Genomic DNA, 23,970 nt, shown 5'->3' on the forward strand with positions numbered 1-23,970 from the left:
GAATCACCGGACACACTCAGCCGGTGCGCCAGCGAGTGACTCCAGCCAAACCCCAGCCCGCAATCCACTTCCACCGCGCTGGTGCGATACAAGCGGGTCCACTCAAACGGCAGAATCCCATCCAGTGCCCCATCAGTGAGCGTCAGCAGTTCCTCGCCCGTGACCATCGACACCGGGCAGCCGTTAGTGGCCGTCTTATCCGAAGAATCAGCCGCATCCCCCGCCGGATTTCGAGCAGAAACAGGCACATCATCCACAGGCTCCACCTGCTTCAGCACCGCGTTCTGCCGCGCCTTCCAGCGCATCTGCAGCCTGCCTTGCTTCAACCCGCCAACCACCCCGCGAACCGCGACCGCCTTGTAGCGATCCACGGCCTGCATGAACTTTGTCAGAATTCCCAAAAGCCCCCTGACAAAACCCACCGCCGCCTCAAGAATCTGCCCGCCATACTTGACCAACCGCAGACTCAAATACGCCACACCCGCCGCCGGCAAGGCGATGGTCAACACCACGCCAATCACCAGATCAATCAGCAACGACACCACAAACCCAGCCGCCATCTCGGCCATTTCACCGGGCGGCAAGGCGTCCAGCCAGATCATCGCCGTGCGCAGCATCAGGAACAGTGCTGCCTCATCACTGGCCAGCAACATCGCCTGTTCCATGACTTTGGGCGCATCGGTGGCGAGCTGCGCCAATTTGGCCGCTTCTGCGCCCAGCTGTTCGACATACTTCAATGGGTCATCAAGAATCGCCTGTACGAGCTTGATGCTGTCCCACACATCACGAATCGCCGCCCAACTGCCCGCCAGTACGCCGCTGCCAATCGCACTGGCGGTGGACTGCTCCCAATGCGGTTTAAAACCCGACCACTCAGACCGAAGCCACTGCTCAAGGTCACCGGTCAGCCCCGCGTAAGAGGCAAACAACGCGTCCACTTGCTCAGTAGAAACGCCCCCCTGCACCCGCACTTGATAGCGTCCGCCCGCCGCGCAGCGGTGCGAACCCTTGCCTTGGTCATCCAGCATGACCTCCGCGGAACTGCCGTCATCCAGCCCGATCACCTCCACCGGGATGTTGCCGATCGGCACGTCATACACCGACTCGAACAGGCTCTCGATCTTCAGTTCGCCGCCCACCGGGCACTGGGCTACGGTGGAAAAGTCGGCATCCGCAATACTCACCGCCCGCTGCGAATCCCCCACCCGCAACACCCGATCCATCCCCAGCAGCGACGGCATGTCCAGGCCATGGCTCACCGAACTCAGCGCACGCGAATACCACGCGTCCATCTGCTGGCGATAAATAACCAGGCTCTGATGGAAACCATCCAGCTCAAATTCAATCAGGGCAATGTGGGAAGGGTGGGTCATCCGTGACGTCTCGGCAAAGGGCAAGGCGTCGGAGCATGCCGTAGCAAAACGCAGCGGGATGAGCGGTTGAGAAATTCAGAAAGGGCTGACTGAACGCGGAAAAAAAACGCAACGAGCCAACCCCAAGAGCTACAGAAAAAAGCGACAAACCTGATTGCAGCGCATCAACTCAAATAAAAATCGCTCTCATCCTTACCCGATCTTCCGATATGGCCGTCATGGTTTATAGAACCTCCCTTACCCAGGATTTCCCATGTCGCGCCTTGCTCGTCCCTTGCACCCACTGGCTTTGTCAGTGGCGATGGCTTTTGCCGCCGTGCCGTTGCTGACCGTCCAGTCCTCCTTTGCCGAAGAAAGCAGCAGCGCCGTGCGCAGTTTCTCGATTCCCGCCGGTGATTTGAGCCAGGCGCTCAATAGCCTGGCCGAGCAGGCGGGCCTGGTGCTGGCGTTTGATGCAAGCCTGACCCGTGGCAAGCGCAGCAAGGCTCTGAGTGGGCAGTACGACACCGACGTGGCGCTGAACCAGTTGCTCGCCGGCAGCGGCTTGCAAGCCTTGAAGCTCTCCGCCGACCGCTACCGCCTGGAAGCCATCCCGGATAACGGCGGGGCCATGGAGTTGCAGGCCACTACCATCAGCGGCGCCTACCAGAGCGAAAGCCCGACCGGGCCAGTGTCCGGTTATGTGGCCACGCGCAGCTTGTCGGGCACCAAGACCGACACTGCGCTGATCGAAACCCCGCAGTCGATCTCCATCGTCACCAAAGACCAGATGCGCGCGCAAAACGCCGAGAGCCTCAACCAGATCCTGCGCTACAGCGCCGCCGTCATTCCGGAGACCCGTGGCGCCACCGCATCGCGCCTCGACCAGTTGACCATCCGGGGTTTCTCACCGGCCACTTACCTCGACGGCCTGCGCATGCCATCGAGCCGTGATGCCTTGCCGCAAAAGGACGCTTTCGACCTGGAACGCGTTGAAGTGCTGCGCGGCCCGGCCTCGGTCCTTTACGGCCAGGGCACGCCGAGCGGCGTGATCAACATGGTCAGCAAGCGCCCGGTGGATACGCCGTTTCACGAAGTAGGTGTGGAGTACGGCACCTTCAACAAGAAGCGTACGACCTTCGATTTGAGTGGCCCATTGGATGATCAGGGCGTGTATTCCTACCGCGTGGCCGGGCTTTTCGACGATGCCGATGGCCAGGTAGAACACACCGAGACGCGCCGCCAGTCATTGTCCAGCGCCTTCACCTGGCGCCCGGACGACGCCACCTCACTGACCCTGCTCGGGCACTTCCAGAAGGACCCCAAAGGCGCGTCCTACGGTTCGGTGCCGGCCTGGGGCTCGGTGCTGCACAGCCCGACCGGGCGCAGCATCGATGTGGATTTCTACGACGGCGAAAAGAATTTCGAGAAAAGTGACCGCGAGTACTACAGCATCGGCTGGGCATTCGAGCATCACTTCGATGACGTGTGGACCGTGCGCCAGAATGCGCGCTACCTGCGCAGCGAAGGCCAGTACCGCAGCCTCTACAGCAACTACCTGATGGCGGATTACCGCACCATCCGCCGCTCGACCATCGCCAGCGATGTCGACCTGGATGCCTACACCCTCGACAACCAGGTGCAGGCCAAATTCGACACCGGCCCGTTGCAGCACACCTTGTTGATGGGGCTCGACTACCAGAACACCAGCACCGACACCAAGTCCGGCTCGGGCGTGTACACCGCCGGCCCGACCCTGGATATTTTCAATCCGGTCTATGGTGCAGCCGTGCCGGTGCCGGCGTACACCACCGACGGCACGTCGCGCAGCGAGCAGACCGGTGTGTACCTGCAAGAACAGATGAAGTGGGACAAATGGGTCCTGTTGCTGGGCGGACGCTATGACTGGGCCAGCACTGACAGCAGCACCAAGACGATTCGCACCGGCGCCAAGTCCGAGTCGTCCCTGGACAGCAAGGCGTTTACCGGCCGTATCGGCCTGGTCTACCTCTTCGACAATGGCCTGGCCCCCTATGCCAGCTACGCCGAGTCGTTCAACCCGCAGTCGGGCACGGGCTACGGCGGTTCGGTGTTCAAACCGACCGAAGGCAAGCAGTATGAAATCGGCATCAAGTATCAGCCGCCGGGCAGCAACAGCTTTATCACCGCGGCGATCTTCGACCTGCGCCAGACCAACGTGCTGACCACCGACCCGGACCCGACTCACCTGTGCGGTACCGGGCGCTGCCAGAGCCAGGACGGCGAAGTGCAATCCCGTGGCTTTGAGCTGGAAGGCAAGGCCAGCCTCAACGACAACCTGGACATCACCGCGGCCTACGCCTACCTGGACAACCGAATCAGCAAGTCCAACAACACCGTGCGGTATGCGCCCATCAGCGACATCGGCGTAGGCCCGGCCATCGCCGCCGAAGGCACCACCACCTACGGCGTGCCGCGTCACACCGCGTCGGCGTGGGCCGACTACACCTTCCACGATGGCAACCTGAAAGGTTTCGGTGCGGGCGCGGGTGCGCGGTATGTCGGATCGTCCTGGGGCGATACGGCCAACACCCTCAAGGTGCCGGGCTACACCCTGTTCGATGCGGCCGTGCACTACGACATCCCGAACATCACCAGCCTGAAGGACAACCTGCGCTTGGCGCTTAATGCCACCAACCTGGCGAACAAAGAGTACGTTGCGTCCTGCTACTCCTATTCGTGGTGCTGGTATGGCTCGCAGCGCACCGTACAGGCGAGCGCCACGTACCAGTGGTGAGGTGAAAAAAAGGCCTTGGCGAAAGGATTCGGGAGCAGCATCGCCAAGGCCGAAACGGGCTAGCGCTTAGCGGGCTCGATCCATTTGTCGACCACCGGCGCCTGCCACCGCCCAAGGGCATCGAGCAGGGCGCCGGGGTGGTCTTCGACGATCAGCATCTGGCTGTGTTCGGCTTTGATGAAACCTTCCTTTACGCCGTGCGCGAACAGGCCCTGCAACGGCGCGAAGAACTGTGCGGTATTCAGGCAGGCCACGCCTTTGTGGTGTTCGCCAAGCTGCGTCAAGGTCATCGCTTCCAACAACTCCTCGAAGGTGCCGAGGCCACCGGGCAGGGCGATAAACCCATCGGCCAGTTCGCTCATGCGCGCTTTGCGGCTGCGCATGTCTTCGGTGATTTCATAGGCGCTGAGCCCTGGATGCATGTGCCCGAGCTCATGCAGCAATCGGGTGATGACGCCGATCACTTCGCCACCCTCAGCGAGCGCGCTATCGGCAATCACGCCCATCAAGCCTTTGGCGCTGCCGCCGTAGACCAGGCGAATACCACGTCGGGCGATTTCACGGCCCAGGGCTTTGGCGTCTTCACTGTAGCGAGGGTGGGTGCCGAAGTTGGAGCCGCAAAACACCGTGAGACTGCGCATCAGAATTCCTGGTTGGGAGAGGGCGTCGCAGTTTCACGCCTGTTGGCCGACAAGCACAGCGCCAAGAAATCGCCTGATGACTAGGCCACCCAGCATTCCAGGATGCGCCGGCCCAATGCTTCAGCGCTGGCCTGGGAATCGATGTTGGCAAACCCCAACAGCAGGCCTGGACCGCTGTGCTGCACGACATTCCATTCGCTCAAGGCTTCTGCGAAGAGACCGACGCTCGCCATTTTCTGCACCAACAGGCGGTCTGATTGCGGGGTTTTGAACCGGAGGATCAGGTGCATCCCGCCAGGTTGTGCATCAATGGAAATATGCGCGTCCAATACCTTGCGCAACCCGTTTGCGGTGGCTTCGCGGCGCTCGCCGTACAGCTTGCGCATGCGCTGGATGTGCCGGGCGAAATGCCCTTCGGCAATAAAACTGGCGACGATGGCCTGGGTGAGTTCCGGGCAGTTGCCGAGGAAGCTCTGGCTGACCTGCTCGAAACGCCCGACCTGGGAAACGGGCACCACCAGATACGCCAGGCGAATGCCGGGGAACAGCACTTTGCTGAAAGTGCCCGCGTAAAGCACCCGGCCCTCACGGTCCAGGCTCTTGAGCGCCGGTAGAGGGCGGCTGACGTAACGGTACTCGCCATCGTAGTCGTCCTCGATGATCCAGGCGTGTTCGCGGCGGGCCCAGGCCAGCAGTTCCAGGCGGCGCGGCAGCGACAGCGACACACACAGCGGGCTTTGATGGGCCGGGGTGACGACCACGGCGCGGGCAGCGCACAGGTGCTGTACGCAGAGGCCATCCTGGTCCACAGGCACTGGGATGGACTTGATCTGCAAATGGTCCAGCAAGGGTCGCGTGGGCAGATAACCTGGGTCTTCCACCAGCACCGCGTCGCCGGGTGACAGCAACGCATGGGTGATCAGGCTCAGCGTGTTGCGGTAGCCCGACGTGACGAAGACCTGCTCCGGCGAGCAATGGATTCCCCGCGCCACCTGCAAGTAACTGGCGATAGCGGTGCGCAGCGAAGGCAGGCCGCAGACCGGCGGGTTGGACATGTCCGCCAGTTGTGTGGCGCGTACGCAGCGGGCGGCGATTTTCGACCAGATTTTGCGCGGGAAAGCGTCCAGCGCCGGCAGGCCCATCTGAAAGGGCAGTACGTGTGACTGTTGTCGCACGGCGTTGTAGGGCGTGATGACCACGGGCGTAGGCTGGGCGCTCTGGATGCCGTGCGCCACCACCGTGCCCGCCTGGCCGCGAGCCTCAAGGTAACCCTCGGCGGTCAGCAATGCGTAGGTGCTGTCGATGGTGCCGCGCGCGAGTCCCAACTCCTTGGCCAGCGCCCGCGCCGCCGGGACACGCTCGCCAGGCTTGAGCAGGCCTTCGGCGATGGCACTGCGAAACCGCCAGTAAAGCTGGCGGTAGATCGGCTCGGCCGAGGTAGGGTCCACAGGGGGTAGGGTGTGCATGGGGGAGATTTCCTGGTCGCGCCTGCCTTAACTGTAGCGGCTGCATGACCTGTACCCAAGGACCATAACTGCAACATTTGACTAGACCATCATGGTCCGGTCACCGGGCCCATTCTTGGCTCTTCAGAGGTGAGCCATGGCGCTGCAACATGGTGCCTTCACTCAACCTCGACAGGATTTATCATGACCACTCGCCTCGATTACACCCAAGCATCCCCGGAAGGCTACAAGGCTTTCGGTGGCGTCTATGTCTACCTGCAAAACAGCGGCCTGCCCAAGACGCTGATCGACCTGGTCTACCTGCGCGTTTCGCAGATCAACGGCTGCGCCTTTTGCATCGACATGCACTCGCGTGACTTGCTTAAACAAGGCCTGACGGTGGACAAGCTGGTACTGGTGCCGGTGTGGCACGACGCACGGGATGTGTTCACCGCCCGTGAACGCATCGCCCTGGCCTTCGCGGAAGCGGTCACCCACAGTGACGTCTCGGACGCCGAGTACGCAGCGGCCGCCGCCGAGTTCAGTGCCAAGGAACTGACCGACCTGACTTATGGCATTGCCTTGATGAACGCCTTTAACCGCCTGGGCATCACCTTTCGCACCACACCGGCGGCGGCGAGCTGAAACATTGCTCGATAAGGCAATTTAATGGCCCCTTTGTAACAAAATCCTCGCCAGAATCGCTTTTATTTTCAGGTGGTTAGGTGAGGATGCAAATGCGCTCTGTTGGAATCATGCTGATCGCCTGCTCCCTGGCTGGCGGCGCGGCTGCCGTGCAGGCACGGGAGCTGCGCGAGGGGGACAAGTACATGTGCAGTTGGGGCGCCGGCACTGCCGCCAGGGCCCAGGAACTCAAGCTGTCGGGCGTGTCGTTGTACGCGGCGCGGCAGAAGATCCAAAGCATGAAGTTCAACAAGTCGTGGATGCGCATGATGGCCATGGGCATCACCGAGCAGACCTACGACAGCCGTTCACGGCTCAAGCCCGAGGCGATCCGCCAGGGTTTCTATCAGGATTGCGTGCGCTACAAGGTCGCACGCAAATAACCGCTTAACGTGACAGCGGCGAGCTGGCGTCCTCCTGGAAATACACTTTCGCCGTTTCAATGAACCGCCGATTGGCCTGGGACAGGTATTCGCTGGCGCGCCAGCACAGGTTGAAGTGCATGAATTGCGCCGGCTCGAATGACACGCCGGCCAACCCTGGCTCTTGCTCCTGCACCGACCGCAGCAAGGTAGAGACACCCATGCCGTTGCGCGTGGCGGTAATCACCAGCGGCACGAAGTTGCTTTCCAGGGCGATGTTGAAACGCACGCGGGCGTTGCTGCAAAAGGCGTCCAGCAGATGGCGTTGCAGGAAGGTGTTGTCGAACACCAGCATCGGTTCGTGTTGCAGCCGCTGCGCCGCAATGGACGAGTTGCCCGCCAGCGGGTGATCTTCGGCCATGCACAACACCATCTCATCACTGCCGAGCAGCACCGACTCCCACGCCGGATCCACCCGTCGCGACTCCAATAGCGCCACATCGATATCCCGTGTGGCCAGGCGTTCGCTGATGTCATCGGCGCTGCCTTCCACCACATGCATGGCAATGCCGGGGTACTGGGCGCGAAATTGCATCAGCAGTTCGGGAATATGGCGGATGCCGTACATGGGCGGCACGCCCACGCGGATTTCGCCGCTGTGCAGTTGGGTCAGGTCCTGCAATTCTCGGCGGGCACCGGCCAAGCCTTCAAGACACGCCTCGGCGCGTGCCAGGAACAGCTGGCCTTCGGCAGTCACGCTGATCTGCCGCGTCGCGCGGTTGAACAGGGCCACACCCAGCTCATCCTCCAATCGGCTCACCGCCATGCTCAGCGCCGGCTGTGCCACGTGCAAGGCATGGGCGGCTTTGGTGAAGCTGCCTTGGCGGGCGATTTCGACGCAGTACTCCAGCGCTTTGAGGTTCATGATGGCTCGCATAACAAAGTGTGATAGCTGGTTTCACAAATGGATATTTTCTGTGATGAGAGCAAGTCTATAGCCTGTCGGCATTCTTCTCCATGCCGAGTACCCGACCATGCCCAACCATTGGCTTTTCACACTGATTATCGGCGCGTTGGGCGGCAGCCTTGCCAGTTGGGCGGGGTGGCCGTTGCCCTGGGTGATCGGTTCGCTGGTCGCCGTGATGCTGACCCGTTGCGCCGGCAGCCTGGTGCCGGAAATTCCCCATGGCCGCCAGGTCGGGCAACTCATCGTGGCAGTTGCCATCGGCTGTCATTTCACGCTGCCGGTGATGCAGCAGGTGGCGGCTCATCTCGGGCTGATCGTCACGGCGGTGTTGCTCACGCTGGTACTGGCGCTGTGTTCGGTGCTGCTCCTGCATCGCTGGGGCGTGCCTTTCAGCACCGCATTCTTTGCCTTGATGCCGGCCAATTCCAGCGAGATGGTGCACCTGGGCCGCCAACGCCAGGCGGACACCAGTTTTATCGCCGCCGCCCATAGCATCCGATTGTTGCTGATTCTTTTGACGGTGCCGGCAGTCGCCACCTTCGGCATGCCCCCCGTCGCCGCGCATGCGCCGTTGCCGGTGGTCTGGCCCTGGTTGATCTTCATCCTCGCCGTGGGCTGGCTGGCTGCGCTGGGTTTTAAGCAGTGCAAGTTGCCTAACCCTTGGACGTTCGGGCCGTTCCTGATTTGCGCGGTGGGGGTGGGCTGCAATCACCTGTCGATGAGCATGCCGGGCTGGCTCAGCGGCAGCGGCCAGTTGCTGATTGGCTGTGCATTGGGTGTCGCGTTTGACCGCAGTTTCTTCCAGCGCGCGCCGGGCCTGCTGGGTAAAGTGCTGCTGCTATTGACCGGTTCGGTGATCGCCAGCGCATTGGCCGCCTGGGCGCTGGGTGCCGGGTTGGGCATGCCGTGGCTGTCGCTGGCCCTGGGCATGATGCCCGGCAGCGCGCCGGAAATGAGCCTCACCGCCGAGGCCCTGGGCCTGGCCGTGACATTGGTGACGGCGATGCAGGTCATCCGCATGCTGTTGATCCAGGCGGCGTGCCTGCCGTTGTATCGCCTGTTGGATCGGTCGCCTCAAGCACCGGCCAGTGCAAAATCTGCGTAGACCTGTCCAACTTCGCGCCGGCGCCACTCGCCATACTGGCGCCAGGTAACGACGAGGCCCAAGCCATGACTGACTATGTATTCACCCCGACGCCCATCCCATCCCTGGCCGTGCAGGGCAGCGAAGCCCGCTTCCCGCTGCGCCGGGTGTTCTGTGTGGGCCGCAACTACAGCGAACACGCCCGTGAGATGGGGCATGACCCGGAGCGCGAGCCGCCGTTCTTCTTTATGAAACCGGCGGATGCCGTGGTGCCGGCTGAAGGCGTGGTCGCCTATCCGCCGCTGACCGCCGACCTGCACCACGAAGTGGAACTGGTGGTGGCCATCGGCAAGGGTGGGGTCGACATCAGCCCGGAACAGGCGTTTTCCCACATCTGGGGGTATGGCGTCGGCATCGACCTGACCCGTCGCGACCTGCAAGCCCAGGCGAAAAAGCTCTCACGCCCGTGGGATTGGGCCAAGGCTTTCGATGCGTCCGCACCGACAACGGCGCTGCAACCGGTGAGCGTGGTCGGGCATCCGTCCAGTGGCAAGATCTGGCTGAAAGTGAACGGTGAACAGCGTCAGGTGGGCGACCTGGCCGACCAGATCTGGTCCGTCAGTGAAGTGATCAGCCATGCCTCCAAATCCGTTGCACTGAAGGCCGGCGATTTGATCTTTACCGGCACCCCGGTGGGCGTCGGCACCTTGCAACCGGGCGATGTCGTCACCGCCGGCATCGACGGCATCGGCGAGTTGCGTTTCACCCTCGGCCAGGGTTGAGGCTACAGTGGTGCCCAGGCCACCCGAGAGACCGTTATGCCAGGCACCCGCGTCACCACTTACGGCATGCAACAACGCAGCGACCGCCCCGACTTCTATATCCGCGACAAACGCGGGCGGGCGGCGCTGACCAGCCCGCATCGCCATGAGTATTTCCAGATCCAGATCAACCTCGGCGGTGACACCGTGCAGCATATCGGCGGCGCGGTGCGGCCGTTTCCGCGCAAGGCCCTGGCATTTATCCTGCCTCACCGCCTGCATGTGATTCCCCATCCCGAAGAGGGCGAATTCATGCTGATCAACTTCAGCCAGGCGTTTTTCCTGCCGCAATTGACCTGCGATCCCCTGGACCTGGAAGACATCCCCATCGGCCAGGCGCCGGAGCTGTCGCCGTTTCGCTTTCAGGAACAGCTGGACTTCATCCTTGAAGACGCGGCGTTCGAGCAGGTAAAAACCTGGCTCGCCCATATGCGCGAACTTGATGCCCACCGCACCTTCGGCGCCCGCGAACGCCTCAAGGGCTATCTGTTTCAACTGGTCGGCCTGGTCTGCGAACAATACGCCGAGCCGTTGCAGGCCTTCGCCGCCAACAATGCCACGCGGCGCGGGCGCAAGGATGCGTTGGCACGGGTGCAGGGCTATATCCGCGAGCACCTGCATGAACCGACCCTCAACCTCACGGACGCAGCGGCGGCGGCGTTCCTGTCGCCCAACTACCTCACTCACCTGTTGCGCAAGGAAACCGGCAAACCCTTCTCGCAACTGGTGCTCGACCGGCGCATGCAGTTGGCGCGCACCTTGTTGCTCAACAGTGCGCAGATGATTGGCGTGGTCGCGCACCGCTGCGGTTTCACTGACGAGGCGTATTTTTCCCGGTGTTTCCGCAAGGCCCATGGCGTGGCACCGGGGCAGTTCCGTCGTCAGCAGCAGGGCGAGGCGCTGTAGGCGTTTTACAAATCCACGACATTCACTGTGTTTCAATTTGCATACAATTGCGCTTCGTCACAGGTAGAGCAGGGCGCTCGAGGATTATGCAACAGCCACAAGATGCGCCGTCCAACAGCTTTCGCTACTTCGTGCTCGGCGTGCTCTGCGCTGCAGTATTGCTGGGGTTCTATTTTGTGCGGCTCAACGCCGAGGTTGACCGCGAGCGGGAAGCCGCCAACCAACGCCTGGCACTGTGCAGGCAGGTGGAAAGTGTAGGGCGCTCGTTACTGCCCAATAGCCTTGAAACCCAGGAAGCGTGCAAACAATTGAATGAGCGTATATCCAAAAGTGTGACGCCGCTTTAATCCAATAACCCTTTTTTATAAGTGGAAATAATCTCAGTAGTTGCACCAAAAAGTGGCACTCATATACTGCGCTACCTTAAAAAATGTGTGGTTATTGAATGACTTACAGCACTTTTAATCCGACGAAAGGATTAAAATAATCTTGTTGCAGGTTTTTACAATCGTTACTATAGCCGGGCGTTCACCTCCCACGGTTTATGCATTTTTAAATCCCAAGTTTCCATCAGCTACTTGGGATTTTTTTTGCCTGCGATTTGACCTTCGCGTCACACTTCACCGTCAGCGAACTCTGCGCGCATCCGCCCATTGCGTTTGGCTTGGTACAACAACTTGTCGACGGCTTCGACAAACCCCAGCATCGGGCTGTCGGGTTTCACGATGCGCGTACCGACGCCCAGGCTCAGGGTCAGCAGGTTCGACACCGCCGAAAAACCGTGCTCAATGTGCTGCTGGCGGATCAGGTGCAAGCAACGCTGCGCCACCTGCCGGGCAGACGCCGCATCGGTTTCCGGCAGCAGCCACACAAACTCTTCGCCGCCAATACGCGCAATGAAATCCCTCGGACGGTTGGCCGCCTGGGACAGGGTGTTCGCCACCTGACGCAGGCATTCATCGCCCTTGATATGGCCGTAGTGGTCGTTGTACTGCTTGAAAAAATCGATATCCAGAATGATCAACGACAGCGGTAACTGGCTGCGCTGGGCACTGGCCCATTCGCGCTCCAGCACCGTGTCAAACATGCGCCGGTTGGCGATGCCGGTCAGGCCATCCTGGTAGGAATATTCCTCGAGTTGTTTTTGCAGGCGCACCAGGTGCTCTTCGGTCTTCTTGCGTTCGCTGATATCGAACATGAACCCGATCAGTGCTTCGACCTCGCCGTCCTTGCGTACCACATGCACCACGTCGCGAATCCACACGTAGTCGCCGTTCACGGTCAGCGCGCGGTAGTCCGCTTCGTGGTCCACCCCGGCGCGCGATTGCGACACGCAGAAATTCACCACGTATTCACGATCATCCGGGTGCATGCGCTCGACCCAGTCGTCCACGCTCACCCAACTCTGCGGAGTCCAACCCAGCAAGGTCTCGATCTGCGGGCCGATGTAACTGAAGGTCATGCTCTGCCAATCGATGCGCCAAGGGATGGCCTTGGTCGACTCCAGCAAGGTCTTGTACACATCGCTGTCGGGCTGGCTCGGAGGGTCGATGCTCATGGTGGTTTGGCTCAAGATGATGGCGAAAAGCCAAGAGCGTCTGGTGATCGACGCTTCGAGTCAAGCCCTCCACGGAGCAGCAGACGAGAGGTCGAAAAGCGGGTTTTCTGGCGTCAGTGATTCGGCGTTTTTGGGGTGAAATGAGGCATGGCTAACACTTTTGCATTAATGCTTCCATGCCCTGTAGAACCTCATCTACTCTGTCTCCATCACAACACCTCGTGAGGCCCAGGGATGGGAACTTGTCATGATTTCAATCGTTGAATTCAACCGCATCATGGCCTCGGGTTTCCTGCCGCTGGCGTGCGATTGCACCTTGAACAGCGACGGCTCGTTGCGCATCAACATCTTCGAGCCCGTGTCTGGCCGGGTCGACCTGTTGTTGACCGGTGTGTCCCCCGAAGGTTTGGACAGCATCCGTTCCATCTCAAACCTGATTGGCGAGTTGCGTACCGAAATCAAGGCCGGGCGCCGGGGGTTTGCGGCAGTGGGTTAGCTGTTGACGCTGTGGGTCGGCGCATCGAGCGCGCCGTAATAGCGCCAGCAGCAGTGGCGGTGTTCCGGCACGATCACGCAGCCGCTGAGGCTGGCGATCAGCAGTGCGGCAACCAGCAGGTAAAGTCGGCGGGACATGGTGTTTCCTCTTGGGTTGATCAGCGTTAATCCTTCAACGTTGCCACCGGCATAAATCCGTCGCGAAGCTTTCAAACCTTTCATCAAGTGCCTTCCTCCCCTGGGCAATACTGCCTGCGACAATAATCTGCGCGTCCTGCGACGGATTTTTCGACACGCCCCGTTCAACCCATCAGCAACCGGCACTTGCGCCCGTTGCATGAAGGAGTTGCCATGAGACCCCTGGCCACATTGCGCTTTGCCTTGCTTGCTCCGCTGGCCCTTGCCGCGTTTGTCAGCACCCCGGTGTTTGCTCAGACCGAAATCATCATCCGCCAGGCGCCGCCACCGGAGCGCGTGGAAATGGTCCCCGTGGAGCGGCCCGGTTACGCCTGGGACCGAGGCCACTGGCGCTGGGAAGGACGCGGTTATGGCTGGGTGCCGGGTCATTGGCAGCCGGTGATGCGCAATGCACGTTGGGAGCCCGGCCATTGGGAAGCCCACGGCCCCAATTGGTACTGGCGCGAAGGGCATTGGATCCGCTGACCGAGAATTGCCCGATTGAACGACACTGATCCGGACGTTGAACTGCTCGCACGTATCGGCAACAACGAACCTGCAGCCGTCAACGAAATGGTGACGCGCAAACTGCCGCGTCTGCTGGCACTCGCCAGCCGGATCCTGGGGGATGCCGACGAAGCCAAGGACGTGGCCCAGGAAAGTTTCCTGCGTATCTGGCGCCAGGCATCCACATGGCGCAGTGGCGAGGCGCGTTTCGACACGTGGCTGCACCGCGTGGCACTCAACCTGTGCCATGACCGCCTGCGTCGGCGCAAGGAGCGGCCTTTGAACGAGGAGGCGGCGCTGGAGCTGGCAGACAGCGCACCGCCTCTGGATGAACAATTGGAAAGCACCGAGCGCAGCGCGCGCATGGCCGCCGCACTGGCCGCTTTGCCCGAGCGCCAGCGCGAGGCGATTGTGTTGCAGTACTACCAGGAGCTGTCGAACATCGACGCCGCGGCCCTGATGAATATCAGCGTCGAGGCACTGGAGAGCCTGCTGTCGCGGGCCCGACGCCAGTTGCGCCGCCAACTTGCCGATACACCCGGGCTTGCCCGCCCAGGAAGGGGAACATCATGACACCCGAACGATTTGCTTATCTGGCTGACGCCTATGGCGCCGACCTGCAGCGTTGGCCGCTGGCTGAGCGCGGGGCGGCTAAGGCGCTGCTCGATAGCGGCAATCCCAGTGCCCGTGAAGCGTTGGATCAGGCCGGTTGGCTCGACGCCCAGCTGGACAGTCATCAACTGGCATTTATCGACCCGGCGCTGACCCGACAGGTCCGTGAGTCGGCGCCGCGCCGTAGGTCGTTCTGGTCGCGTTATGCCGGCTGGCTGTCACCGGCGGGGCTGGTGGGGGTGGGCATTGCCGGTGTCGTCACCGGCATGCTGGTGGCGTCCATGAGCGTGCCGCTGCCGATGGTGTCTGCCGAGGTGTTGCCCAGCGTGTTTGACCAGGGCGATGCGCAAGTCATCTTTACCGTCAACGCTGAGGAAACCGAGCAATGAGCGCCCAATCTCTTAAACCGTGGTTGCTGGTCTCGGTGTTGCTCAATGTGTTTTTGATTGGCGGGGTAGGCGGGGGGCTGTACCACTGGATGGCGAGTGCCAAGCCTGTGGAGGCGGTGGTCAATCAGCATGGGTTGCGCCAGGCGATGGTCAAGTTGCCGCCGGAGCGGCGGCGGGAGTTGCGTCAGTTGTTGCGCCATAACCGTGCCGACAGCCAGCCGCTGGTGATGGCGGGGCGGGAGGCGCGGTTGGGGGTGATCAAGCAGCTGGAGGCGCCGACCTTGGATCGGGATGTGTTGGTGGCGGAGTTGGCCAAGGCGCGGGAGGCGGATATGGCGCTGCGGGCGTTGGTGGATTCGACCTTGGCGCAGTTTGCCGGGACGTTGCCTCGGGAGGAGCGGCAGAAGTTGGTGGAGGCGTTGTATTTGCGGGGGCAAGCGGGTGGGGTTAAGCCTCGGTCTTGATTGTGTGGCGAGGGAGCTTGCTCCCGTGGCGGCCTTCAGGTTGGCCTCGGGGGGGAGGGGCTGGTTGAGTACATATTCCGTTATTTGGGTGATGGCGGGTATGGGTTCCGCCCTTACGGCGGCTCACTTTTGATAGAGCCGGAATGCCGGCCCAGTCAAAAGTAAGCAAAACGCTCTTGCCCCAACACTCGGCACCTCGCCTAGGCTCGGTGTGCCCAAATCCCCGCCGAATTCCGGCCAGCGTGTTTGACGGGGCGCCTGAGATCAAGATCAAAAGCAAGAGCACGGCGGCCTGGTAGCCGACCTGAGTGGTTAGATCAAAAGCAGGTGCGTGTAGGCGCAGGCTTGCCGGGTCGCCGCATCGCTGCGACGCAGACGCCTCGATGCTACGGCTAGGGAGGGCTCTAATGCTTTCATGTGGTGAGCGGGCTTGTCCCGCGCTGGGCTGCGCGGAAATGTGCATGCTAGTGAGTTCCTGGCTTACCCCAGTGAGGGCTGTGGAACGGCAGTTTCCCTGCAAACCCAGGTCACCGAGCAATGGCGCCCGGTGCAGGACGATTTCATGACCATCCGCCAAGCCATGGCCGTACCGGTGGCGCACGCAGCCGCTGCCGCGTTCGTCAGGTCCTTTGTCGAACGGCAGAAAGAGAATGGTGGGGTGAAGCGAGGTCTGTTGGCCAGTGGCCAAAGCGTCGAACTACAGGCGACGTAGAAAAGATTTAACGATGTGGCGGGTGGCGTCGGTGGTGTCCAGATCATCCATGGCGCTATAGGAGTGCCACTGGCAATCGATTATTTCATTGCAAGGTTTTGCATCGGCAATGTTCACCACCGACGCTTCGAACACGTGATGGACGGTGTCGCGGGCTTTCAGCTCCTGCAAGTACAACAAGCCGTCCACGTTCAATCCGGTTTCTTCTTCCAGCTCGCGTTCAGCCGCGCCGACCGGGCGCTCATTGGGTTCGACCTTGCCACCCGGCAACGCCCATTTCGATCTGGCCTTGCGCACGAAGAGGATATGCCCCTCGTGTTCGCAAATGACCGTGGCCCTTATTTTCATCGTCTGTGCCCCGCAGTGGGATGAGTGTCATAAAAGTGTAATGCAATTGTCATGCTAAGTGCTTGTGGCGCTGACGTGTGGGGATGTGGATACTGCCCGATTGATCAAAACGCATGAGGAGAGCAGATGAGCAGCGTACGCTGGGGCATGATCGGCTGTGGCAGTGTCACTGAACTGAAGAGTGGACCGGCTTTCTACAAAGCGCCAGGTTCTGCGTTGGTGGCCGTGATGGGGCGCCGCGAAGAAGCCGTGCGTGATTATGCGGCACGCCACGGTATTGCACGCTTCTACACCGACGCCCAGGCATTGATCAACGACCCTGAAGTGGACGCCGTCTACATTGCCACGCCGCCCGACAGTCACCTCGAATACAGCCTGATGGTGGCGGCGGCCGGCAAGCATTGCTGCGTCGAGAAACCGATGTCGCTGAATGCCGAGCAGAGCGCCTTGATGCAGCGCACGTTCGAACGTGCCGGGTTGCATCTGTTTGTGTCCTATTACCGCCGTTCGCTGCCGCGCTTTCAGCAAGTGCGCGACTGGCTGCGAGATGGGCGTATCGGTGAGCTGCGCCACCTGACCTGGACCCTGTGCAAACCACCGGCTGCCCACGACGCCAATGCCGCCAACTGGCGGACCGACCCGAGCGTTGCCGGGGGCGGTTATTTTGCCGACCTGGCGAGCCATGGCTTTGACCTGTTCCAGTACCTGGCCGGCGATATCATCGAAGTGTCCGGTTACACCTCGCGCCAGGAAGGCCGTTACGCGGCGGAAGATGCCGTGACGGCCAGCTGGCGCTTCGCGTCCGGCGCGCTGGGCATGGGCTGCTGGAACTTTGTGGCGGACCGTCGTGAAGACCGGGTGGAACTGATCGGCAGCCGTGGGCGTATCCAGTTCTCGGTCTTTGAGGACCAGTCCCTGCACCTTGAAGGCGAGACGCGGGAGGTGCTGGAAGTGCCGTGCCACGCGCATATCCAGTGGCACCATGTGCTGGCGATGAACGCGCATATTCGCGGCGAAGCCGAGCATCCGTCATTGGCCATCGAGGCGCTTAAGACCGATCGGATCCTGGACAAGGTGCTACAACGTAACCCCCATCACCCCGGCTAGGCACGATAGGGTTTTCTTTTTCCAAGGAATAGACGGATGAAATACTGGATAGCGGTGTGGCTGGTCCTGGCCACCAGTGCAATGGCGGCCCCGCGTAGCCAAGGCACGCCGGGGGAGTTTGATTTTTATGTGTTGTCGTTGTCCTGGTCACCGACCTTTTGCTTGACCCACCCGGACAACGAACAGTGTTCAGGCAAGGGCTACGGGTTTGTGCTGCACGGCTTGTGGCCGCAGTACGCGCGGGGAGGGTGGCCGGCGTCGTGCTCGCCGCAGACACAGTTGAGCCGTGAAGACATCGAGAAAGGCGCGGCATTGTTCCCAACTCGTTCGTTGCTCAGGCACGAATGGGCCAAGCACGGCACCTGCAGTGGCCTGGAGCCGTTGGCCTACCTGCAAAAGACCGATGAGGCGCTGGGCGTGGTGAGCATTCCGCAGCAATTGCAACCCTTCAACACGCCGCCATCGCTGCAAGCCCGTGAGATCGAGGCGCTGTTTCGTGAGAGCAACCCGCGCATGGGCAACCATGGGCTGGCGGTAATCTGCAAAGGCAAGGTGTTCTCGGAGGTGCGCGTGTGCCTGAGCAAGGACCTGGCGTTTACCGGCTGCCCGCGCAGTGTGAAAACCCAGTGCCGCGACGGTGATATCCGTATCCCCACCCAGCGCTAAGGCAGCATCGCCAGGCGATAGCGCTCGTCAAAATCTTCGGCCAATTGCGCCAAGGTGACCTGGTCCAGGCGCTCCAGCAGCAGCGCCTGGGCTTGCTCGAAGGCCTGCGTCAGCGCGGCGTTCACCGCTTGTTCCACCAGGCATTGCGGGTGGTCGGTGGACAAACCGATAGCAAATATCGAGGGTGTACCCAGGGCGTTGTGAATCTCCAGCAAGGTGATTTCACTCAACGGCTTGCCCAGGCTCCAGCCACCTTGATGGCCCTTTTCCGAACGGACATAGCCCTTTTCCTTGAGCAGCCCGAGCGTGCGCCGCACTACCACCGGGTTGGTGCCGAGCATCTGCGCGATGGTTTCCGACGTGGCGCGTTCTTCATGGCGGCCCATATGGATCAGCACGTGGAGCATGCGCGAAAGGCGGGTGTCATTTCTCATCAAGGGGCCTCGGTTCATTCAAGCCGAAAGTATCGTTCGTAACCCTAAAAGTTGCGAGACGCTTGACGGACTATTTTTACGTAACTTATGGTGTGTCGTGAAAGCCCTCGGATAACCGAGGGCACACAACATGGGGTCATTTTCATGATGTACGACGTGATTATCGTGGGTGGCAGCTACGCGGGCCTGTCTGCCGGCCTGCAATTGGCGCGGGCGCGACGACAGTTACTGGTGATCGACTCGGGGCAGAGGCGTAATCGCTTTGCGGCCACCTCCCACGGTTTTCTCGGCCAGGACGGCCAGGCGCCGGAGATGATCGCTGCCGAAGGGCGCAGCCAACTGATGGAGTACCCGACTGTCACGTGGGTGCAGGACCGCGTGGTTCAGGCCGAAGGTTGCAACGTTCGCACCGAATACAACGGTACGTTCCAGGCCAAGCGCCTGATCCTCGCCACCGGCGTTGTCGACGAGTTGCCCACTATCGAAGGCCTGCAAGAACGTTGGGGCAAGCACGTATTCCACTGCCCGTACTGCCACGGCTATGAGCTGGATCAAGGCCGCATCGGCGTTCTCGCCACCTCACCGCTGGCCATGCACCATGCGCTGATGTTGCCGGACTGGGGCACCACCACCTTGTTCACCAATGGCGTGTTTACCCCGGATGCCGATCAGCAGGCGCAGTTGGATCGACGTGGGGTCAGCGTGGAAAACGCGGCGGTACGGCGTATCAGCGGTGAGCGCGCCGACCTGGAGTTGGTCGACGGCCGAGTCTTCAACCTCGACGGCATCTTCACGATGTCCCGCACCCGAATCAGCCCCTTGGCCGAGCAACTGGGTTGCGAACTGGCCGATGGCCCCACCGGCCCTTACCTGCACACCAACGACATGCGCCAGACCTCCGTGCCTGGCGTGTTTGCCTGTGGTGATACGTCGCTGGCCGCCGGTTCCGTCGCGCTGGCCGTGGCCGAAGGCGTGCGCGCCGGTGTGGGCGCGCACTTTTCGTTGATCAATGGTTGAGGTAGACCTGGCTTGATCCGGCGCAGGCGCTAGACTCCAAGCACCGTCTCCCATTGGAAGGGACATCGCTTGAGCGCCGATTTCGAGAGCAAGACCACGTTTCAGGGGTTGACCTTCAAGCTGTACCGAGGAGAGGGCGCTGCACTGCTGGCGTTCGACCTGGCGCAGGATCTGGCCACCCCTGACTTTGTCGGCTTCAGTATCGAAGTGCGCTACCCCGGCGCCACCCATTGGGGTGTGCTGCACAACCGCCTGCACTTCGATTATCCACCTACGCCCGAACGGCCGCGGACTTTTCCTTCCACCGAGGCGCCATTCCAGAAATTCCGCTGGATCCATGTGCCCAGTGAGATCCCACCAGGCTTTTTCCGCTACCGCGTCACCGCTTGCTACATGGGGGCTGACGGCACGCTGAGCAAGGGCGTCGGGGTAGAAGGGCAGGTGAGCCTCGAAGCGCAGACCATCAGCCATTTCGTCAATATCGGCTTTACCCGAGGCTTTGCGTCCTCCCAGGCCTACGGCGACCGTTTCGACAATGAAACACGCATCCTGCCACCGGCCCGTTCCGCCCCCAGTGCCTACCTGGAGCTGGACATGGCGCCTTTCGAGCGCAACTACCAATGGTTGGGTTTTGAGGCGCGTCAGTTGATTCTGCAGGTGCTCGACCAGGTGGCGAACGACCCCGAGTTGAGCCTCGACGCGTTGATCTACGAAAGCAAGGAGCCGGACATCCTGCGCCGCCTGGAGCAACTCGGCCCGCGCCTGCGTGCAATCATCGATGACCATGGCGACCAGGGCGCCGCCGATAGCTGCGAAAGCATCAGTGCCGCCCGCTTGAGTACCGCCGGAGCGCAGATCAAGCGTCTGCATTTCTCCAGCCAGCAGCACAATAAAGTGTTGATTGTACGTCGCGCCGGCAAGGCAATCCGGGTGCTCGGTGGTTCCACCAACTTTGCTTTGCGCGGCTTGTATATCCAGGCCAACAACGTGCTGTTGTTTGACGACGAAACGGTCGCGGGCAAGTTCGCCGAAGTCTTCGACGCCTATTGGACCTCACCCACGACGTTCCGCAAGCACCCGCTCTCGCAACAGTGGTGGGTGGTGCGCGACGAGCCGGGCTCCAAGGTGTCGCTGTGTTTTGCGCCGCATGCCGACAGCGCGTTGTCTCTCGATCCCATCGCCACCAGCATCGAAAACGCCACCAGTTCGGTGCTGTATTCCATCGTGTTTCTGAGCCTGATCAACGGCAAAGTGCGCACAGCACTGGACGAGCTGATGCAGCGCGCACTGTTCTCCTACGGCGTGGCCCAGCGCACCGGCAAGCTGGCGGTGCGCAAGCCGGACGGTTCGGTGGGGTTGCTGCCGTTCGCCTACCTGGCGAGCAACGCACCGGCGCCGTTCAAGTCGGAGTGGTCGGGGAATGCGGGGAACATGGTGCACAACAAGTTTGTGGTCACGGACTTCAATGGCGCCAACCCCACGGTGTACACCGGTTCATCCAACCTGGCCGGCGGTGGAGAGAAGAACAACGGTGACCACCTGATCCGCATCGAAGACCGCAAGATCGCTGTGGTGTATGCCATCGAGGCGTTGCGCCTGTTCGACCATTTCCACTTTCGCGTCAATGCCAGCCAGCCTGGCGCACTGCAAACCCTGCGTCTGGCCAAACCTCCGGCTGCGGGTGAGAAAGCCTGGTTTGACGCCTACTATCGCCCCGGCCATGTGAAGGCGCGGGACCGCGAACTGTTCGTCAAATAGGCCCCGGCTGGCCGTCCACCAACTGTTGGAACAACGGCGTCAACAGGTCGATCAACACCTGGGGATCGGCCTTGGCCAATGCCGACAGTTCCAGCATCTGGCGCATCACCTGGAAGCCCGACACCAGCGCCATCACCAGCGCTGCGCGCTCTTCGTGATGGGCGCCCTTGAGCGCGGCGGCCATGGTCGCCTGATGGCCCTTTTCCACTTGCTCGCGGCCGATGATCGCCGCGCGTTTGCTGGACGCCGAATGCAGCATGATCAGGAAACCTTCCAGCGGCGTGCTGCCGGCTTCGGTGATGCTGACCAGTGCGGTAGCCATCGTGCGGCCGAGGTTTTCCGAGCTGAGATTGTTCTCGGTGAGGATGATCGGGCTGGCCATGGTGTCGGCGATCACTTCGGCAAACAGCTGCTCCTTGGAGCCGAAGTAGCGGTTGACCAGCATTGCCGTCACGCCCGCGCCAGCGGCGATTTCGCGCACCCCGGCACCGTCATAGCCCGACTGGGCAAACGCCTTGCGTGCGGACAACAAAATGGCTTCGCGGGTGACGGCGGCATTGCGCCGGCGTGGAATGGGGTTGGGCATTGGCATCCTGACGTGGCTGGAAACTGTGGGCGCACACACCGTGCGCGCCGACAGGGTACAGGGTCTATTTGCTGTCGAGGAAGCCCAGCAGTGCGGCATTGAACAACGCCGGGTCTTGCAGGAAGGCAAAGTGACTGGTGTTCGGCAGGATCAGCAGGCCTGCACCGGGGATGGTTGCGGCCATGTACTCGGTGTGTTCGCGCTTGATCGCTTCGTCATGGTCGCCGTCGGCAATCAGGATTGGCGTCTTGATGCTTTGCAGTTGCGCGTCAGTCCAGTTCGGTTGGCTGGCCCACATATGGCTGATCTGCTCGACGAACGCGTCGTACTCTTTTGGCGTCGGCGACAGCTTGGCGTACTCCTTGCCCGCGCGTTCGATGAAGGCAGCGAAGGTCGGGTTTTTCTCCACGCCGTCTTTTACGCCGGCGGTCTGGGTGTTGGCGGCGAAGGCGAACACTTTGCCGATACGGTCCGGATGACGCAGGGCCAGGTCGATGCCGATGATCGCACCGTCGCTCCAGCCGACGATGTCGGCGCGGGGGATTTTCAGGTGGTCGAGCACGGCCACCACGTCGTCGGCCATCAGGTCGTAACCGTAGGGTTTTTCATCCCGCGAACTGCGCCCGTGGCCACGGCTGTCGATGCTGATCACCGTGTGTTTGGCCGACAGCGCCTTGACCTGGTTGCCCCAATAGTCGGAGTTGGACAGGCCGCCGTGCAGCAGAACCACCGGCGAGCCGTGGCCGGTGCGGGTGTAGTAGACCTTGATGCCGTTGACGGCAGCGTAGCCGGTCTTGGCGCCGGCCACGGCGGCGGGCGTTGGCGGCAGGGTTTCCCAGCGTTCAGCGGCTTGAGTAGCGGAAAAAGACAGCATCAGGCAGGCAGCTGCCAGCAGGCGACGTGACATAGCGGTTCCTTCTTTGCGATGAGTAGGGGCCGAACTCTAGCATCGGCTCCGGCACCGGAAATACGCATTTTTGCCTATCAAAACCGGCCGTTTGAAAGAAAAAAATGCAGTTATATCAATGGAATAAAAGCGTCTAAACGACCTTGTGGGCGATCAGGCTATTGGCACAATCGATCAGCGTCTCGCGGGCCGGGCGCGGCTGCCAGCCCAGCATCACGCGGGCTTTTTCTGAGGTGTGGCGGTGTTGGCGGCCAAGGTTGGGGGTGAGGCCGCGCAGCAGCGGATCGAAACGTGCCAGCAGGCGCAGCAGCCAATCCGGGATGTTACGGCTGGGCACCTTGTTGGCGGCGTCGCCCAGGTGGTCGCGCAGTATCTGGGAAATTTCTGCCATCCACAGGAACTGCCCAACCCCCAACAGCCGCTGTCCGGCGGCGGCCGATGCGGTCATGGCGCGGATATGCAGGGCGGCGAGATCGCGTACATCCACCACTTCGAAGCCCAGGCGCGGGTTGCCTTTGGCGCGACCTTGCAACAGGCGGGCGATGACTTGCACGGACCCGAGGGTGTCGGCGCTCATGATCGGGCCGAACACCGCACCGGGCAGCACAGTGGTCAGTGTGGTCGGGCCGGTCTGTTTGTGCATGAAGTCCCACGCGGCGCGCTCGGCCTGGCGCTTGGCGTGGCGATACGGCGTCACGTGGGTTTCCTTGGGGTCGAACCACACGGACTCGTCGCTGAGGCTGTCGGGACTCTGCAAGGGTGGGGTGGCGACGGTGGCGGCGCTGGTCATGACCACCCGGCGAACCTCCGCGTGGGTTGCCGCACGCAGGACACGCAAGGTCCCGTCCCGCGCCGGGGCAACCATGTCCTCCAGGTGTTGTGGCGCATCCAGGCCCAGGGGCGAGGCGACGTGCAGCACGTAGTCGCAACCGGCCATGGCCGCGCTCCACCCTTCATCGCGAGTCAGGTCGGCGGCAAAACAGGTGAGCCGGGTGTGATCGATACCCTGGCCGCTCAAGGTGGCGCGCAGGGCCGGTTCCCTGGCCAGGCTGCGCAAGCTGGTGCGCACGTCATAACCCTGTTGCAACAGGCCTGCCAGGCACCAACCGGCGATGTAGCCCGTGCCTCCGGTGACCAGAACCGTTTCCGCCATGACCTTTCTCCCGCCTGTGTGAATGAATTCAGGCTGAATTTA

28 protein-coding genes are annotated in these 23,970 nt (G+C 61.6%); 17 read left to right on the forward strand and 11 right to left on the reverse strand.

Going from position 1 to position 23,970, the window contains the following annotated elements; all coding sequences use genetic code 11:
* The coding region (locus ACP7BX_RS25970; RefSeq protein WP_426197807.1) for a DUF6531 domain-containing protein at positions 1–1,373 on the reverse strand (1,373 nt) is incomplete at its 3' end.
* 253 nt (positions 1,374–1,626) lie between these two features.
* On the opposite strand from ACP7BX_RS25970, the gene ACP7BX_RS25975 reads away from it, so the two are divergent.
* Positions 1,627–4,128, forward strand: coding sequence for a TonB-dependent siderophore receptor (locus tag ACP7BX_RS25975; RefSeq protein WP_426130107.1), 2,502 nt, complete (start codon positions 1,627–1,629; stop codon positions 4,126–4,128).
* Positions 4,129–4,187: 59 nt separating this feature from the next.
* On the opposite strand, the gene ACP7BX_RS25980 is transcribed toward ACP7BX_RS25975, so the two are convergent.
* The gene (locus tag ACP7BX_RS25980; protein WP_426130109.1) at positions 4,188–4,769 is read right to left on the reverse strand and encodes a TIGR00730 family Rossman fold protein; all 582 of its coding nucleotides are present in this window, start codon (positions 4,767–4,769) and stop codon (positions 4,188–4,190) included.
* Between the two features lie 80 nt (positions 4,770–4,849).
* On the reverse strand, positions 4,850–6,235 hold the full coding sequence (locus ACP7BX_RS25985) for a PLP-dependent aminotransferase family protein (protein WP_426130111.1): 1,386 nt from the start codon (positions 6,233–6,235) through the stop codon (positions 4,850–4,852).
* Positions 6,236–6,418: 183 nt separating this feature from the next.
* Between ACP7BX_RS25985 and ACP7BX_RS25990 the strand changes: the two genes are divergently transcribed.
* A complete protein-coding gene (locus ACP7BX_RS25990) occupies positions 6,419–6,859 on the forward strand; it encodes a carboxymuconolactone decarboxylase family protein (protein ID WP_426130113.1) in 441 nt (146 codons plus the stop codon).
* Positions 6,860–6,951: 92 nt separating this feature from the next.
* Positions 6,952–7,281 carry a hypothetical protein gene (locus ACP7BX_RS25995; RefSeq protein ID WP_177077788.1) on the forward strand — a complete coding sequence of 110 codons (330 nt, stop codon included), beginning with the start codon at positions 6,952–6,954 and terminating at the stop codon, positions 7,279–7,281.
* 4 nt (positions 7,282–7,285) lie between these two features.
* Here ACP7BX_RS25995 and ACP7BX_RS26000 read toward each other — a convergent pair whose 3' ends face one another.
* Positions 7,286–8,185 carry a LysR family transcriptional regulator gene (locus ACP7BX_RS26000; protein WP_426130115.1) on the reverse strand — a complete coding sequence of 300 codons (900 nt, stop codon included), beginning with the start codon at positions 8,183–8,185 and terminating at the stop codon, positions 7,286–7,288.
* Positions 8,186–8,294: 109 nt separating this feature from the next.
* Between ACP7BX_RS26000 and ACP7BX_RS26005 the strand changes: the two genes are divergently transcribed.
* From ACP7BX_RS26005 to ACP7BX_RS26020, 4 genes are all read left to right on the forward strand, one after another.
* Positions 8,295–9,332: an AbrB family transcriptional regulator gene (locus ACP7BX_RS26005; RefSeq protein ID WP_426130117.1), complete on the forward strand. Its 1,038-nt coding sequence runs from the start codon at positions 8,295–8,297 to the stop codon at positions 9,330–9,332.
* Positions 9,333–9,397: 65 nt separating this feature from the next.
* Complete coding sequence (locus ACP7BX_RS26010) at positions 9,398–10,093, forward strand: fumarylacetoacetate hydrolase family protein (RefSeq protein ID WP_426130119.1); 696 nt, start codon at positions 9,398–9,400, stop codon at positions 10,091–10,093.
* Positions 10,094–10,129: 36 nt separating this feature from the next.
* Positions 10,130–11,038, forward strand: coding sequence for a helix-turn-helix transcriptional regulator (locus tag ACP7BX_RS26015; protein ID WP_033898240.1), 909 nt, complete (start codon positions 10,130–10,132; stop codon positions 11,036–11,038).
* 86 nt (positions 11,039–11,124) lie between these two features.
* A complete protein-coding gene (locus tag ACP7BX_RS26020; protein WP_426130122.1) occupies positions 11,125–11,385 on the forward strand; it encodes a hypothetical protein in 261 nt (86 codons plus the stop codon).
* A 266-nt stretch (positions 11,386–11,651) separates the two neighbouring features.
* Here ACP7BX_RS26020 and ACP7BX_RS26025 read toward each other — a convergent pair whose 3' ends face one another.
* Positions 11,652–12,596, reverse strand: coding sequence for a sensor domain-containing diguanylate cyclase (locus ACP7BX_RS26025; RefSeq protein WP_426130124.1), 945 nt, complete (start codon positions 12,594–12,596; stop codon positions 11,652–11,654).
* A gap of 247 nt (positions 12,597–12,843) precedes the next feature.
* Here ACP7BX_RS26025 and ACP7BX_RS26030 point away from each other — a divergent pair, with 247 nt between their 5' ends.
* Positions 12,844–13,092, forward strand: coding sequence for a DUF1652 domain-containing protein (locus tag ACP7BX_RS26030; RefSeq protein WP_033902309.1), 249 nt, complete (start codon positions 12,844–12,846; stop codon positions 13,090–13,092).
* Here ACP7BX_RS26030 and ACP7BX_RS26035 read toward each other — a convergent pair.
* Entirely contained in the window at positions 13,089–13,229 is a 141-nt protein-coding gene (locus tag ACP7BX_RS26035; protein WP_177077778.1) for a hypothetical protein, read from the reverse strand. The genes ACP7BX_RS26030 and ACP7BX_RS26035 overlap by 4 nt on opposite strands.
* A gap of 213 nt (positions 13,230–13,442) precedes the next feature.
* Between ACP7BX_RS26035 and ACP7BX_RS26040 the strand changes: the two genes are divergently transcribed.
* The 5 genes from ACP7BX_RS26040 (at position 13,443) to ACP7BX_RS26060 (ending at position 15,952) form a co-directional block, all read left to right on the forward strand.
* A complete protein-coding gene (locus tag ACP7BX_RS26040; protein WP_028616441.1) occupies positions 13,443–13,754 on the forward strand; it encodes a YXWGXW repeat-containing protein in 312 nt (103 codons plus the stop codon).
* Between the two features lie 15 nt (positions 13,755–13,769).
* Entirely contained in the window at positions 13,770–14,348 is a 579-nt protein-coding gene (locus tag ACP7BX_RS26045; protein ID WP_033902308.1) for an RNA polymerase sigma factor, read from the forward strand.
* The gene (locus tag ACP7BX_RS26050; protein WP_426130127.1) at positions 14,345–14,776 is read left to right on the forward strand and encodes a hypothetical protein; all 432 of its coding nucleotides are present in this window, start codon (positions 14,345–14,347) and stop codon (positions 14,774–14,776) included. The genes ACP7BX_RS26045 and ACP7BX_RS26050 overlap by 4 nt, the downstream gene beginning before the upstream one ends.
* Positions 14,773–15,240, forward strand: coding sequence for a periplasmic heavy metal sensor (locus ACP7BX_RS26055; RefSeq protein ID WP_269133864.1), 468 nt, complete (start codon positions 14,773–14,775; stop codon positions 15,238–15,240). The genes ACP7BX_RS26050 and ACP7BX_RS26055 overlap by 4 nt, the downstream gene beginning before the upstream one ends.
* 457 nt (positions 15,241–15,697) lie before the next feature.
* Positions 15,698–15,952: a hypothetical protein gene (locus ACP7BX_RS26060; protein ID WP_426161321.1), complete on the forward strand. Its 255-nt coding sequence runs from the start codon at positions 15,698–15,700 to the stop codon at positions 15,950–15,952.
* Here the strand turns inward: ACP7BX_RS26060 and ACP7BX_RS26065 are convergent.
* Positions 15,938–16,300 (reverse strand): NUDIX hydrolase, encoded by a 363-nt coding sequence (locus ACP7BX_RS26065; protein ID WP_426130131.1) that lies wholly within the window; start codon positions 16,298–16,300, stop codon positions 15,938–15,940. The genes ACP7BX_RS26060 and ACP7BX_RS26065 overlap by 15 nt on opposite strands.
* 126 nt (positions 16,301–16,426) lie before the next feature.
* On the opposite strand from ACP7BX_RS26065, the gene ACP7BX_RS26070 reads away from it, so the two are divergent.
* Together ACP7BX_RS26070 and ACP7BX_RS26075 are read left to right on the forward strand one after the other, a co-directional pair.
* Positions 16,427–17,407, forward strand: a complete 981-nt coding sequence (locus ACP7BX_RS26070; RefSeq protein WP_426130133.1) for a Gfo/Idh/MocA family protein — start codon at positions 16,427–16,429, stop codon at positions 17,405–17,407.
* 36 nt (positions 17,408–17,443) lie between these two features.
* A complete protein-coding gene (locus tag ACP7BX_RS26075; RefSeq protein WP_426130135.1) occupies positions 17,444–18,073 on the forward strand; it encodes a ribonuclease T2 family protein in 630 nt (209 codons plus the stop codon).
* Here ACP7BX_RS26075 and ACP7BX_RS26080 read toward each other — a convergent pair.
* Entirely contained in the window at positions 18,070–18,507 is a 438-nt protein-coding gene (locus ACP7BX_RS26080) for an Rrf2 family transcriptional regulator (RefSeq protein ID WP_314534956.1), read from the reverse strand. The two genes, ACP7BX_RS26075 and ACP7BX_RS26080, sit on opposite strands and share 4 nt — an antisense overlap.
* Positions 18,508–18,651: 144 nt before the next feature.
* Between ACP7BX_RS26080 and ACP7BX_RS26085 the strand changes: the two genes are divergently transcribed.
* Together ACP7BX_RS26085 and ACP7BX_RS26090 are read left to right on the forward strand one after the other, a co-directional pair.
* Positions 18,652–19,524 (forward strand): NAD(P)/FAD-dependent oxidoreductase, encoded by an 873-nt coding sequence (locus ACP7BX_RS26085; RefSeq protein ID WP_426130138.1) that lies wholly within the window; start codon positions 18,652–18,654, stop codon positions 19,522–19,524.
* 69 nt (positions 19,525–19,593) lie between these two features.
* Positions 19,594–21,282, forward strand: coding sequence for a phospholipase D-like domain-containing protein (locus tag ACP7BX_RS26090; RefSeq protein ID WP_426130140.1), 1,689 nt, complete (start codon positions 19,594–19,596; stop codon positions 21,280–21,282).
* Here ACP7BX_RS26090 and ACP7BX_RS26095 read toward each other — a convergent pair.
* The 3 genes from ACP7BX_RS26095 to ACP7BX_RS26105 all read right to left on the reverse strand — a co-directional run bounded on the left by ACP7BX_RS26095 (position 21,275) and on the right by ACP7BX_RS26105 (position 23,928).
* Complete coding sequence (locus ACP7BX_RS26095; RefSeq protein ID WP_033902286.1) at positions 21,275–21,868, reverse strand: TetR/AcrR family transcriptional regulator; 594 nt, start codon at positions 21,866–21,868, stop codon at positions 21,275–21,277. The genes ACP7BX_RS26090 and ACP7BX_RS26095 overlap by 8 nt on opposite strands.
* Before the next feature lie 64 nt (positions 21,869–21,932).
* Positions 21,933–22,775 carry an alpha/beta fold hydrolase gene (locus ACP7BX_RS26100; protein WP_061436467.1) on the reverse strand — a complete coding sequence of 281 codons (843 nt, stop codon included), beginning with the start codon at positions 22,773–22,775 and terminating at the stop codon, positions 21,933–21,935.
* A 133-nt stretch (positions 22,776–22,908) separates the two neighbouring features.
* Positions 22,909–23,928 carry an NAD-dependent epimerase/dehydratase family protein gene (locus ACP7BX_RS26105; protein ID WP_426130143.1) on the reverse strand — a complete coding sequence of 340 codons (1,020 nt, stop codon included), beginning with the start codon at positions 23,926–23,928 and terminating at the stop codon, positions 22,909–22,911.
* Positions 23,929–23,970 lie beyond the last annotated feature (42 nt).

The organism is Pseudomonas sp. DWP3-1-3b3, assembly GCF_049896305.1.
GTDB classification, from domain to species: Bacteria; Pseudomonadota; Gammaproteobacteria; order Pseudomonadales; family Pseudomonadaceae; genus Aquipseudomonas; species Aquipseudomonas azotoformans_A.